This is a genomic window from Amycolatopsis sp. NPDC050768, assembly GCF_040654155.1.
Classification (GTDB): domain Bacteria; phylum Actinomycetota; class Actinomycetes; order Mycobacteriales; family Pseudonocardiaceae; genus Amycolatopsis.
Genome location: NZ_JBFAHL010000009.1, coordinates 138,810 through 151,286, shown reverse-complemented (window position 1 = coordinate 151,286; position 12,477 = coordinate 138,810). Strand labels below are relative to the sequence as shown.

The 12,477-nt window shown below is 70.2% G+C and carries 12 protein-coding genes and 1 tRNA gene; 10 read left to right on the top strand and 3 right to left on the bottom strand.

From position 1 onward, the window contains the following. Positions 1-180: 180 nt before the first annotated feature. Both AB0H62_RS26415 and AB0H62_RS26410 read left to right on the top strand, forming a co-directional pair. Positions 181-648: a hypothetical protein gene (locus AB0H62_RS26415; RefSeq protein WP_360588809.1), complete on the top strand. Its 468-nt coding sequence runs from the start codon at positions 181-183 to the stop codon at positions 646-648. A 4-nt stretch (positions 649-652) separates the two neighbouring features. Next, positions 653-979, top strand: coding sequence for a transcriptional regulator (locus AB0H62_RS26410; RefSeq protein ID WP_360588807.1), 327 nt, complete (start codon positions 653-655; stop codon positions 977-979). Positions 980-1,133: 154 nt separating this feature from the next. Here the strand turns inward: AB0H62_RS26410 and AB0H62_RS26405 are convergent. After that, a tRNA-Arg gene (locus tag AB0H62_RS26405) sits at positions 1,134-1,206 on the bottom strand. 280 nt (positions 1,207-1,486) lie between these two features. Between AB0H62_RS26405 and AB0H62_RS26400 the strand changes: the two genes are divergently transcribed. Beyond that, positions 1,487-1,957: a DUF4190 domain-containing protein gene (locus tag AB0H62_RS26400; RefSeq protein WP_360588805.1), complete on the top strand. Its 471-nt coding sequence runs from the start codon at positions 1,487-1,489 to the stop codon at positions 1,955-1,957. Positions 1,958-2,005: 48 nt separating this feature from the next. Here the strand turns inward: AB0H62_RS26400 and rph are convergent, their stop codons facing one another. Further along, entirely contained in the window at positions 2,006-4,603 is a 2,598-nt protein-coding gene (gene rph / locus AB0H62_RS26395; RefSeq protein WP_360588803.1) for a rifamycin-inactivating phosphotransferase, read from the bottom strand. A gap of 401 nt (positions 4,604-5,004) precedes the next feature. Between rph and AB0H62_RS26390 the strand changes: the two genes are divergently transcribed. From AB0H62_RS26390 to AB0H62_RS26360, 7 genes are all read left to right on the top strand, one after another. Continuing rightward, positions 5,005-5,658, top strand: coding sequence for a response regulator transcription factor (locus AB0H62_RS26390; protein ID WP_220244425.1), 654 nt, complete (start codon positions 5,005-5,007; stop codon positions 5,656-5,658). 3 nt (positions 5,659-5,661) lie between these two features. Then, positions 5,662-6,282, top strand: coding sequence for a trimeric intracellular cation channel family protein (locus AB0H62_RS26385; RefSeq protein WP_220244424.1), 621 nt, complete (start codon positions 5,662-5,664; stop codon positions 6,280-6,282). Positions 6,283-6,334: 52 nt separating this feature from the next. Then, positions 6,335-7,027, top strand: coding sequence for a response regulator transcription factor (locus tag AB0H62_RS26380; protein WP_220244423.1), 693 nt, complete (start codon positions 6,335-6,337; stop codon positions 7,025-7,027). Continuing rightward, the gene (locus AB0H62_RS26375) at positions 7,024-8,454 is read left to right on the top strand and encodes a HAMP domain-containing sensor histidine kinase (RefSeq protein ID WP_360588800.1); all 1,431 of its coding nucleotides are present in this window, start codon (positions 7,024-7,026) and stop codon (positions 8,452-8,454) included. Before AB0H62_RS26380 ends, AB0H62_RS26375 begins: the two co-directional genes overlap by 4 nt. Before the next feature lie 103 nt (positions 8,455-8,557). Continuing rightward, the gene (locus tag AB0H62_RS26370; RefSeq protein WP_220244421.1) at positions 8,558-9,358 is read left to right on the top strand and encodes a DeoR/GlpR family DNA-binding transcription regulator; all 801 of its coding nucleotides are present in this window, start codon (positions 8,558-8,560) and stop codon (positions 9,356-9,358) included. Further along, positions 9,355-10,437, top strand: coding sequence for a galactose-1-phosphate uridylyltransferase (gene galT / locus AB0H62_RS26365; RefSeq protein WP_360588798.1), 1,083 nt, complete (start codon positions 9,355-9,357; stop codon positions 10,435-10,437). The genes AB0H62_RS26370 and galT overlap by 4 nt, the downstream gene beginning before the upstream one ends. Positions 10,438-10,516: 79 nt before the next feature. Next, the gene (locus tag AB0H62_RS26360) at positions 10,517-11,968 is read left to right on the top strand and encodes a trypsin-like peptidase domain-containing protein (RefSeq protein ID WP_360588796.1); all 1,452 of its coding nucleotides are present in this window, start codon (positions 10,517-10,519) and stop codon (positions 11,966-11,968) included. A gap of 189 nt (positions 11,969-12,157) precedes the next feature. Here AB0H62_RS26360 and AB0H62_RS26355 read toward each other — a convergent pair whose 3' ends face one another. Beyond that, complete coding sequence (locus tag AB0H62_RS26355) at positions 12,158-12,334, bottom strand: hypothetical protein (RefSeq protein ID WP_360588794.1); 177 nt, start codon at positions 12,332-12,334, stop codon at positions 12,158-12,160. Positions 12,335-12,477: the final 143 nt, after the last annotated feature.

The following is a 12,477-nucleotide window of genomic DNA, read 5'->3' as shown; positions in this document are numbered from 1 at the left end:
CCCAAGTGCCGGTCCGTCACCACCTCTGCGGTCCCCGGAAGGGCTGGACGATCCGCTGCCGTATCACCCCTGAGGCAACTACTTGCCTGGATGGAAAGTAGAGACTATCTTTCTCTTCGGGAAAGTACTTGCCCAGGGGAGGCGGACCGTGAAGTGGACAGAACCGACAAGGGGGCGGCAATGGTGAACGAACCCACGCCGGACGAGGCGGTGGCGGCGTTGCGCACGATCCACGAGAGCCGCGAGCGGGTGATCGCCTCCGTCGCGAGCTCCCGGTGGCTGTCGATCACCGGCGGCGTGGCCGTCTTCCTCGGCTGTGCGGCCAGCGACCTGCTCCCGCCGGCGCAAGCCTGGGTGGGCTGGGCGATTTTGGGGCTCGTCGTCGTACTGGCCCTGGGCCTGACCACCCGGTCGGGTAGCGCCTTCCTCGGCCGCCCGGTGCTGGTGTCGGACCGGAGCTTGTCCGTCGCCGCGCGTCTGCTGCGCATCGCGCCCATCCTCGGCATCGGGATCGCCGTCGCCGTGGTCACCGGGACGCTCGACGTGCCGCACGGCAAGGTCTACTACGGTGCGCTGACCGGGCTCTACATCGTGTTCGTGGACCCCGGGTTCAAGCTGTGGCTGCTGCGCCGGCAGGAGAGGGACTGAACCGGTGGCCGACTTCGACCAGCTCCTGCTGGATCCAACAAGACTGGCCATCGTCTCCCTGCTCGCCGCCGCGGAATGGGCCGAGTTCGGATTCGTCCGGGACTCGGTGCAGCTCTCCGACTCCGCACTGTCCAAACAGGTCACCACACTGTCCAAGAACGACTACGTCGAAATCCGCAAGGGCTACGTCGGCAAGCGGCCGCGCACCTGGCTCAACCTCACCACCGCCGGCCGCGCCACCCTCGCCGAGCACATCTCCGCCCTCCAGGCCATCGCCGAGAAAGCCCGAGCGGACGGCGCCCTGCATTCTCGCGAAGCGCAGGCCCCCTGAAGCAGGCCGACCGGGAAGGCGGCAGATGGTCCTCGGCCTCGGGGCGCCCTCGGGGCGACTGGACACATCTGACCGCACACAGCCGCATAACGTGCGATCGCCCATCACCAGCGCTTGCGCTGGTAGACGGGCGATCCGCGTTGGTGGAGCAGGGTGCCCCCGGCAGGATTCGAACCTGCGACACCCGCTTTAGGAGAGCGGTGCTCTATCCCCTGAGCTACGAGGGCATGTGTAGCCAGACAGCAGCTTACCGGTCCCGGACCCTCTGACAAGCACCTACCTGCCTGACCGGCGGCCTCGCCCAGGTGGGGACCCGATCGGCAGGGAACCGGCACACCGGAGACCGGATCTGGTGGCTGCTCGGGGCCGGCCGGCCGGGGAGACCGCAACGGGTTCCGGGAGGCCAGGTCAAACAACATACGCACGATTGGTAACGATCAGGCCATCCGCCCGATAAGGCGTGCGCCGGGTCGTAAAGTTCCGGTTCCCATCGTTGAAAGGAAGCACGTGAGCACGCCCGACAACCCTGAGCAGTACCAGCAGTACCCGGCCGGCCAGAGCGCCCCGTTCGCCGCGCCGCCGGTTGGCGCCGGTTACGGGCAGCAGCAGCCCGTGGGCGCGCCGCGCAATGGGTTCGGCGTTACGGCCCTCGTGCTGGGCATCATCGCCCTCGTTCTGTGCTGGACGGTGTGGGGCGGCATCATCCTCGGCGTCCTCGCGCTGGTCTTCGGCATCCTCGGCGTGAAGCGTGCCAACCGCGGACAGGCGACGAACAAGGGCGCCTCCATCGCCGGCATCGTCACCGGCAGCATCGGCCTGGTCATCGGCTTGCTGCTCGCCATCCTGGTCGGCTCGATCTTCGCGACGTTCGGCAGCCAGATCGGCGACCTGCAGGACTGCGTGCAGAAGGCCGGCACCGACCAGTCCCAGATCCAGAGCTGCCAGCAGCAGTTCAGCGACACCGTGCAGAACCGCTGATCAAGCCGTAGGGCCGTCGGGGATCGGGTGATCCCCGACGGCCAGGCGTCAGTCGAGGAACTCGACGTAGCCGTTGGTGCCGTTCACGCGGATCCGCTGCCCGTCTCGGATCAGCCGAGTGGCCTGGTTGACGCCGACGACGGCGGGCAGGCCGTATTCGCGGGCGACCACCGCGCCGTGGGTCATCAAGCCACCCACCTCCGTGATCAGGCCGGCGATGGTGACGAACACCGGCGACCAGCTGGGGTCGGTGTAGGCGGTCACGAGGATGTCGCCCGTGTCCAGGTCGGCCTCGGAGAGGTCCAGGACGACGCGGGCGCGGCCCTCGACGGTCCCCGCGGACACCGGCAGGCCGGGCAATGCGCCGGCCGGTGCATCCGAAGGTCGGTAGCTCCCGGAGACGGTCTCGCCCTCGGAGGTGAGGACCCGCTGCGGGGTGAGCGCCTGGTCCGCCGCGAACTGTTCCGTGCGCCGCCGGATGAGGTCGGCGTCGGCGACTCCGGTGCGGGCGACCTCGTGCAGTTCCTGGAACCGCAGCGAAAAGCTGTCCTCCGGAGCCTCGAGCACGCCGGCCGCCACGAGCCGCTCGGCCTCGGCCAGCAGTGCCTTCTTGTACTGGAAATAGCGGCTGATCATCCCGTACTTGGGGTACTCGCGGTAGCCGACGAAGGTGCGCAGCCGGTCGATCATCGCCTTGGTCTCTTCGGCTTTCCGTGCGCCGTCGGGCAGAACGCGCAACCGCGAAAGCAGTTCCTGTTCTTCCTGCGCGGCTTCCCGCAGCCCTTGGTCGAAGCGCCGTCGCGCCGTGCCGGGCTCGAAGTTGTCGACGTTGCCGAGCAGCACGAGCAGCAGCGTGCTCGGACGTTCGCTCCATCGTGGCCGCGCGATGTCGATTTCGCCGACACAACGCATGCCGTACGTGTCCAAGTAGCCCTGGATCGCCTTTCGCGCTTCACTTCCGCCCGGCAGCGCGGGCAGTTCGTCCAGGAAGCTTTCGTCCCGCACGGTCCGGAGGAACGCCACCACTTCCGGGTGCGGGCGGAGGACGTCGGCGACGTCCAGCAGGGCGAGGCCCATTTCCGACGAGACGTTGTCCGGCGCGGACTGCGAAAGCGTGTCGGCGGCGTTCTCCTCGCCCAGCCATTCGCGCAGCTGCTTGTTCAGCCACGTCGTCGCGTCCATTCCGGCCATGATCGCCTGGTGGCTGCGCGGATTGAACAACAGCCGCCGCAGTTCCTGCAGATCCGCGAGGATGAAATCGAACAACTCCGCGCCGCGTTTCTCCCGGATCTCACGCTCGAGCGCGGCCAGCGACGCCCTGCTCTCCGCGATCAGCCCGCGGACGATCGCGGGGTCCGTCTCGATCGGCTCGGGTGCGACGCCGAACGGCAGCGGCGCGGCGCCGCCCTCCGTCGGCTCCGGCAGGAAACCCCGGTCGAGCACCGTCTGCAGCGCGTCGCGCATCAGCGGGTCCGACGCCCCCATCATCTCCAGGTACCCGGCGCGCCCGGCCTTCGTCGCGAGGCCGGGGGTGGCGTCGACGAACAGCCGGCTGCCCGCCTCCGCCATGGGCCGTGGTGTGGTCAGCTGCCACACGGACAGGCCGAGCGGCCGCATCGCGTCGGTCATCATCTGCTGGTGCCCGACGGAGAGGTAGACGTGGTTGCCGTCGTCGGCGGCGGGCGGGATCGGGAACAGTGTGGTGATCGGCCGGCTCTGCACGATCTGGAACTCACTGTCGGCCAGGCACCACTCGATGTCCTGGGGCCGGCCGAAGTGCGCCTCGATGCGGCGGCCCAGCCGCTCCAACTGCAGCACCTGCTCGTCGGTCAGCGCCGGGCGCTCCTGGTCTTCCGGTGCGAGCGCGTCCTTCCGGGTGCCGCCGCCGGGCAACGTGTGGATGGCGAGCTGCTTGGCCGACACCGTCTTCTTGACGATTTCCCCTTCGCGCACCCGGTAGCTGTCGGCGTTCACCAGCCCGGAAACGAGCGCCTCGCCGAGGCCGAAACCCGCGTCGACGGTCGTGACCTTCCGGTTCGACGTGATGGGGTCGGCCGTGAACAGGATCCCGGACGCTTCTGACAGCACCATCCGCTGAACCACCACGGCCATGTGGACCCGGCGGTGGTCGAAACCGTTGCGCAGGCGGTAGGTCACGGCCCGGTCGGTGAACAGCGAGGCCCAGCACAGCCGGATGTGCTCGAGGATCGCCGCCGGCCCGACGACGTTCAGGTACGTGTCCTGCTGGCCCGCGAACGAGGCCGTCGGCAGGTCTTCGGCCGTCGCGCTGGAACGCACGGCGTAGGCCGCGCTTTCGTCCAGCCGGCTCAGCGGCGCGAGCAGTGCCGCCGCGAGGTCGTCCGGAATGGCGGCCGCGGAAACGGCCTCGCGCACCTGGCCGCTCAGGGCGGCGATCGTCTCCCGGTCGTCGGGGTCCAGCCGCGCCAGCCGGTCCAGACCGCTTCCGAGCTCCGGCACTCCCGCCAGCACCCGGCGGAAAGCGTGCGTCGTCACGCAGTACCCGGGCGGTACGCGGACGCCGTCGATCCGTGAAAGCTCCCCCAGATGTGCGCCCTTGCCCCCGACGAGGTCGATCTGGTCCCGGTCGATCTCCCGGAAATCCAGCACGAGCTCGGTCCCGCTCACTATTGGTTCCCCCGTACTTCGATGGTCGCCGGCGCGAAGAGCTCCGCGAATTCCGGCCGAGCCGACGATTTTGCAGGACCACCGGGGTCTTGCCGCAAGGCCGGGGGTGCGCTATACGTTGGGAGTGGCAGGAGGAGTACTAACTCTTTCTGCCTTTTCTGTCGAGTCCGGACGCCCACCCGCACGCCGGGTGGCCGTGGGTCCGGACCACCTGCGCGCCCGACCGATGGCGTCGCCCGTGTGGGGGACCCCGGTAGGCGGAGACCAGCACGATCAGGGACCCGGCCGGACCAGTCACGTCACCTGGTCGTGTCTGGTTTCGAAACCTTGAACAACAGTAGGTAATCTTCCTTAACGGGAAGCGGGGAACCGCTTCGACCACCGGCTGCCGGAGGGCTTCGTTGATCAAGCTCATGTTCGCGGACGACGAGGAATTGGTTCGTTCGGGCCTGCGCGCCATGATGTCCGGGGCCGCGGACATCGAGATCGTGGGTGAAGCGAGCGACGGCAGATCCGCGGTGGAGGTGGCGCGGCGCTACCACCCCGACGTGGCGTTGCTCGACATCAAGATGCGGGCACCCGACGACGGGATCCGCGCGCTGCGGGCCATCCTCGCACTGCCGGACCCGCCGATGGTCGCGATGCTGACGACGTTCGACATCGACGAGTACGTGAGCCTCGCGCTGAGGCTCGGGGCCAACGGCTTCCTGCTGAAGGACATCGACCCCTCGGCTCTCCTGCGCGCCATCCGTGACCTGGCCAAAGGCGGCGCCGTGCTGGACCCGGGCGTGGCGGCGCGCATGGTCCAGTCCCATCGCGACGAGCAGCGGGCCGCGCAGCCGGCGCGCAAACTCCTGGCGTCGCTGTCCGAACGCGAGCGCGAGGTTGTCGCGCTGATCGGGCAGGGGCTGTCGAACGCGGAGATCGGCGGGCGGCTGCACCTGTCGGAGGCCACGGTCAAGGGGTATGTGTCCGCGGTGCTCTCCAAGATCGGTGCCGCCAACCGCGTGCAGGCCGCGCTGCTGGCCTACCGCGGCGGGCTGCTCGACCAGTAGCGGATGGTCCTGACCGCGCTCGAGCTGCTCGGGCTGGTGGCGTTCGCGGCGTCCGGGGCGCTGGCCGCCGTCCGGGCGCGCCTCGACGTGTTCGGCGTGATCGTCGTCGGCCTCACCACGGCGCTGGGCGGCGGCATCATCCGTGACGTCCTGCTCGGCATCCACCCGCCCACGACGTTGCGGAACTGGCCGTACCTCGCCGTCTGCGCGGCGACGGCGCTGGTCGTGTTCGCGTTCCACCCCCAGGTCGCGCGGCTGAGGCGCGCGGTGCTGCTCGCCGACGCGCTGGGCCTGGGCGTCTTCTCGACGGCCGGCACGACGATCGCGCTCAACGCCGGCGCCACCGCCTACGCCGCGTGCCTGATCGGCATGACCAGCGGCATCGGCGGCGGCGCACTGCGTGACCTGCTGCTGCGCGAGATCCCGCTGGTCCTCCGCAAGGAGATCTACGCCGTCGCCGCGCTCGCAGGGGCGGTGCTCGTCGCGATCGGTCACGCTCTGCCACTGCCGTCGAGTGTGGTCACGGTCGTCGCGGCGGCCGTGGTGGTAACGATTCGGCTGGTGGCTCTGTGGCGGCACTGGAACGCGCCGGTGGCCCGGCCTGGTGATACCGACTCTTTGTGAGTTCTGCGTGTGTTCTTAGGCGGGTCTCAGCACTCTGCGTAAGACTGACGTCATGCGCATCCTTGTGGTGGACGACGATCGAGCCGTCCGTGAGTCGCTCAGGCGGTCCCTGGAGTTCAACGGGTACACCGTCGAGCTCGCCAGCGACGGTGCGCAGGCCCTGGAGACGATCATCGCCAACCGGCCGGACGCGATGGTGCTGGACGTGATGATGCCGCGCCTCGACGGGCTCGAGGTGGCCCGCCGCCTGCGCAGCACCGGCGACGACCTGCCCATTCTCGTGCTGACCGCCCGCGACACGGTCTCCGACCGGGTCTCCGGCCTCGACGCCGGCGCCGACGACTACCTGCCCAAACCGTTCGCCCTCGAAGAATTGCTGGCCCGCCTGCGCGCGCTGCTGCGCCGCGCCGTGCCGGACCCCCAGCAGGGCGAGACGAGCGAGGTGCTGTCGTTCGCCGACCTCACGCTGGACCCTGGCACTCGCGAGGTCCGCCGCGGCGGCCGCGAGATCAGTCTCACCCGTACCGAGTTCGCGCTGCTCGAGTTGTTCCTCTCGTACCCCAAGCACGTGCTGACCCGCGGAAGGATTCTGGAGGAAGTATGGGGTTACGACTTCCCGACGTCGGGCAACGCGCTGGAGGTCTACGTCGGCTATTTGCGTCGCAAGACGGAAGCCGGCAACGAACCGAGGCTGATCCACACGGTGCGGGGAGTGGGCTACGTCCTGCGCGAAACCCCGCCGTGACCGACGCCCCCACGGGCACCGCCGTTTCGACCGTCGACGTCACCGACCCGCGCGGCGACCGCTGGGGCACGCGCCGCTTCTCGCTGCGCGGCCGCGTGACGCTGCTGGCCGCCGCCTGCGTGGCCGGCGCCGTGGCGCTCGTGTCGCTGGGCGCGTACATGATCGTGTCGAGCAACCTCTACCAGCAGCTCGACGACAACCTGCTCGCGCGCGCCCAGGCGGCCGTGAACTCGCCGCCGGTGCAGACGCAGCTCGAGCAGGTGCCCGGCGCGTTCCTGGCGAGCGCCGACCTGCAGATCGGCCAGCTCAACGCGTACAGCAACAAGCTGATCTACCCGCAGGCCGGCTCGCCGCCGCCGTACGGCCCCCAGGAGCTCGCGGTGGCCACGGGGGAGTCGCCGCAGTCGCTGCGCACCGACCTGTCCACGGACACGCGCGTGGTCGCACTGCCGTCCGGGCACGGCGAGGCCATGGTGCTCGCGCAGTCGATGGAGCCGACGAAACGCACGCTCAACGAGCTGGCGGTCGTCCTCTTCCTCGTCGGCGGCGCCGGGATCGTGGTCGCCGCCGGTGCCGGCACGGCCGTGGCGCGCACCGGGCTGCGGCCCGTCGACCGGCTGACGTCGGCCGCCGAGCGCGTCGCCGCCACCGGCGACCTGCGGCCGATTCCCGTGAGCGGCGACGACGAGCTCGCCCGCCTCACCCAGAGCTTCAACACGATGCTCGGCACGGTCGCCGTCTCCCAGGAACGGCAACGCCAGCTCGTCGCCGACGCCGGCCACGAGCTACGCACGCCGCTGACTTCCTTGCGCACCAACCTGGAGCTGCTGCTCTCGGCCAGCCGGCCGGGCGCCCGCTCGCTGCCGGAGGAGGACCGCGCCGACATCGAGGCCGACATCCGCGGGCAGCTCGACGAGCTCACCCAGCTCATCGGCGACCTCGTGGAGCTCGCCCGCCAGGACGAGCCGCGCGAGCAGACCGAACGCGTGGAGCTGGTCGAGGTCGTCGAGCGCGCGCTCGACCGCGCCCGCCGCCGCGCCGGGGACATCGAGTTCGAAGTGGACCTGCAGCCGTGGGTCCTCACCGGCGACAACAGCTCCCTCGAACGGGCCGTGCTGAACCTGCTGGACAACGCCGTCAAGTTCTCGCCGTCCGGTTCGCGCGTGCGGGTGACGCTGCGGCCCCTCGGTGACGGAACGGCCGTGGTCGAGGTCGCCGACTCCGGCCCAGGCATCGCCGAGGAGGACCTGCCCAAGGTGTTCGACCGCTTCTACCGCTCCTCTGAAGCCCGTACGCTGCCGGGTTCCGGCCTCGGCCTGTCGATCGTGAAGCAGGCCGCCGAACGCCACGGCGGCGCGGTCTACGCCATGCACGCCCCGGAAGGTGGAGCGCTGCTCACGATCCGGCTGCCGGGCGCTCCAGGCTGACTCCTCGCCCGTCCGGGGTATGCCCCGGTGGCACGTCCCGCACACCGCATGTTTGATCGTGTAGGATTTTGTGTGGTTGATGGTTCGTGCTTGAGGAGTGGCGGTGCTCGCACGTCAGCGACAGGCGGTGATCCTCGAGGAGGCACGCCGGACCGGTGCGGTCCGCGTCAGTGACCTCGTCGCGCGGCTCGGCGTATCCGACATGACGGTGCGCCGCGACCTCGACGTGCTCGCCGGCCGCGGCCTGGTCGAGAAGGTCTACGGCGGCGCGACCTCGGTGGTCGGCAAGAGCACCGACGAGCCCGGCTTCGAGGCGAAGTCCGTGCGCCAGCGCGCCCAGAAGGAGGCGATCGCCGAGCTCGCCGCCGGCCTGGTCAAGCCGGGCACCGCGATCGGCCTGTCCGCCGGCACCACCACGTGGACGCTGGCCCGCGCGCTCGACCCCATCCCGGGGCTGACGATCGTCACCAACTCCATCCAGGTCGCCGACGTGCTGCGCGCGTCCACGCAACCCGACCGCACGGTGGTGCTCACCGGCGGTGTGCGCACGCCGTCCGACGCGCTCGTCGGCCCGGTCGCCGTGCACAGCCTGCGTTCGCTGCACCTGGACCTCGTTTTCCTCGGCGTGCACGGCATGGCCGAGGGTGCCGGGTTCACCACCCCGAACCTCACCGAGAGCGAGACCGACCGCGCGCTCGTCGAGGCCGGCCGGCGGCTGGTGGTGCTCGCCGACCACACGAAGTGGGGCACCGTCGGCATCTCCACGATCGCCGACCTCGAAGAGGCCCACGTCGTGGTGACCGACGACGGACTTCCCGACTCGGCGAGGGAGAGCCTCACCGAGCGGGTCGGAGAACTGATGATCGCCGAAACGGCGGAGAACCTCGAGGCAGAAGACGCGTGAAACGCACCTTGCGACACCTGGCGGACGGCCGGGAGATCATCTACTTCGACCACGACGGCGACCACGAGCGCACCGCCGAGGACACCCGCGACCTCCCGCCGGTGGCCGCGGCGTCGGAGATCCGCCTCGACCCGCTGACCCGTGAGTGGGTCGCCATGGCCGCGCACCGGCAGACGCGCACCTACAAGCCGCCGGCCGACCTGTGCCCGCTCGATCCGACGACGCCGGGGCGTCCCACGGAGATCCCGGAGCCCGACTACGACGTGGTCGTGTTCGAGAACCGGTTCCCGTCCTTTTCCCAGAACGCGCACGGCGATCCGTCCACTGTGGACGAGCTCGGCCTCGTGCCGACGGCGCCGGGCCGCGCGCGCTGCGAGGTCGTGTGCTTCTCCAGCGACCACGGCGGCTCGTTCTCCCAGCTGAGCCCCGAACGCGTGCGCCTCGTCGTGGACGCGTGGGCCGACCGCACGCTCGCACTGGGTGAGACCCCGGGCGTCGAGCAGGTCTACCCGTTCGAGAACCGCGGCGAAGAGATCGGCGTGACGCTCTCGCACCCCCACGGCCAGATCTACGGCTACCCCTTCGTCACGCCCAAAACCGAGCGGATGCTCGACGTCGCGCGCGCGTACCGCGAAGAACACGGGCGCGCGGTGATGGGCGACGTGCTGGCGGCCGAGCAGAAGTCCGGCGCGCGCGTGCTTGTGGAAGGCGAGCACTGGACGGCGTTCGTGCCGCCGGCCGCGCGCTGGCCGGTGCACATCCAGGTCGTGCCGCACCGCCAGGTGCCCGACATTCCCGCGCTCACCGACGCCGAGCGCGACGACTTCGCCCGCGTGTACCTCGACGTGCTGCGCCGCTGCGACGCGTTGTACGACCGCCCGTTGCCCTACATCGCCGCGTGGCACCAGGCACCCGCACGGCGCGACCGCGACCTGGCGTGGCTGCACCTCGAGCTGTTCTCCGTGTTGCGGGCCAAGGACAAGCTCAAGTACCTCGCGGGTTCCGAGTCCGGCATGGCCGTGTGGATCAACGACGCCACGCCCGAGCAGATCGCGGAGCGCCTTCGCGCGGCGGGCTGAGTACCGGGCGCGGCATACTCATCTGCGAAACACAGGTTCGGCTCAGGAACCTCTCAGGCCCGGCCGCTTAGGTGAGGACATGACCGAGAACGACCCCCACGCGCACGACTCCGCGGCGGGTCGCCAGAACCCGGGTGCCCAACCGGGCACCGAGGGTCAGGCGGCCTGGAGCCAGCCCACCGCCCCCGGCGCGTCACCCGCGCCCGCGTCCGGTGAGCAACCCACGTACGGCGAGCAGCCCACGTATGGCGAGCAGCCCACGTACGGCGAGCAGGCGCAGCAGCAGAACCCCGGCTACGCCACGGCGAACCCGTGGTCCGCGCAGGGCGCGCAGACCGGTCCGATGGGCTACAACAACCCGTACCCGCCCACAGGTGGCACGACGCAGCAGCAGTACGCGGCCCCGGGGACCTACAGCGTTCCCCCGGCCCCCGCGCCCAAGAAGTCCGGCCCGGGCAAGCTGCTTGCGGCCGTCGCCGCGATCGCGCTTGTCATCGGCGGCGTGGCGGGCGGCACCGTCGGCTACCTCACGGGCGGCTCGTCCGGCCCGTCGGTCAACGCGCTCGACCAGCCGAAGCCCGCGCAGCAGACGGGCAACGCGCCGGCCGGCTCCATCGAGTCCGTCGCGCAGAAGCTGTCGCCGAGCGTCGTCGAGCTGCAGGTCTCCGGCCGCACGGCCGCGGGTGAGGGCTCCGGGTTCGTGCTCAGCACCGACGGCTACATCCTCACCAACAACCACGTGGTCGAGGTCGCCGCCAACGGCGGCCAGATCCAGGCCGTGTTCCAGGACGGCAGGAAGGCCGCCGCGAGTGTGGTCGGGCGCGACCCGACTACCGACATCGCCGTGGTGAAGGTCAACAACGTCAGCGGGCTGACCCCGGTCGAGCTCGGCCGGTCCGACGACCTGCGCGTCGGCCAGCCGGTGGTCGCCATCGGCTCGCCGTTCGAGCTCAGCGGCACGGTCACCTCCGGCATCGTCAGCTCCCTGCACCGGCCGGTGCAGGCCGGCGGCGACGAGACCGACCAGACCACGGTCATGGACGCCATCCAGACCGACGCCGCGATCAACCCCGGCAACTCCGGTGGCCCGCTCGCGAACATGAACGGTCAGGTCATCGGCATCAACTCCGCCATCTACAGCCCCAACAGCGGGCAGGGTGGCCAGGGCGGTCAGGCGCAGGGCGGCAACGTCGGCATCGGTTTCGCCATCCCGATCGACCAGGCGCGCCGCACGGCCAACGACATCATCAAGACCGGCCACGCCACGCAGACATTCATCGGCGCCAAGGTCGCCGACGCCCCGCAGGGCGGCGCGCAGCTCGGCGACATCACGCCGGGCAGCCCCGCCGAGAAGGCCGGCCTCAAGTCGGGCGACATCGTCACGAAGATCGACGACCGCACCATCGACAGCGCCGACACGCTCATCGCGGCCGTCCGCACCCGCGCCCCCGACGAGAAGGCGACGTTCACCCTCTCCGGCGGCCGCACCGTGCAGGTGACCCTCGGCGGCCAGCCCGTACCGGCCAACTGATCGCTCGGTCGCCGGGCGCGACCGAGACCAACCACGGCTCGACCCCCTGGGCAGGGGCCGGACCCTTGAAGGCCACGCGCGACCGGGCACTCGATGCCGGTCGCGCGTGGCCGTTCTGCATTGCCGCGGTGTTCGGCGACAGGCTCGGACTCACGTGGCCTCGCGGCGGGTGACGGTTGTCGCCGGGGCTCAGCAAGGCTGCTCGCGGCGGAACTCCGCGGGCTGGTTCCCGGTGCGGGCGAATGCGCTCGGCAGCTCGAAGAGCCTTTGGGCGGCGAGTTCGGTCACCGCCGACGGCATGGCGGCATCCGGCTCGCGGCGCTTCAGGCGCGGGCGGTTGCGTTGTCCGGAAGATTCCTCGGTCATTCCCAGCACTGTGACCAGGCTCTTTGCCCGGTAAGGAAAATTCGTGGGCAATCAATGTTTAGCCCGCGCAACCTGTGGGCACCTCACACCCCGCACGGAGACCTCTCCGTACCGAGTCGGAGGCGGTACGGAGAGGTCTTCGG

What these genes read in the sequence shown, in the direction of transcription:
- AB0H62_RS26415 (WP_360588809.1), top strand. Translation starts at nt 181, where the DNA reads ATGGTGAACGAACCCACGCCGGACGAGGCGGTGGCGGCGTTGCGCACG.
- AB0H62_RS26385 (WP_220244424.1), top strand. Translation starts at nt 5,662, where the DNA reads ATGGTCCTGACCGCGCTCGAGCTGCTCGGGCTGGTGGCGTTCGCGGCG.
- AB0H62_RS26380 (WP_220244423.1), top strand. Translation starts at nt 6,335, where the DNA reads ATGCGCATCCTTGTGGTGGACGACGATCGAGCCGTCCGTGAGTCGCTC.
- AB0H62_RS26360 (WP_360588796.1), top strand. Translation starts at nt 10,517, where the DNA reads ATGACCGAGAACGACCCCCACGCGCACGACTCCGCGGCGGGTCGCCAG.
- AB0H62_RS26355 (WP_360588794.1), bottom strand. Translation starts at nt 12,334, where the DNA reads ATGACCGAGGAATCTTCCGGACAACGCAACCGCCCGCGCCTGAAGCGC.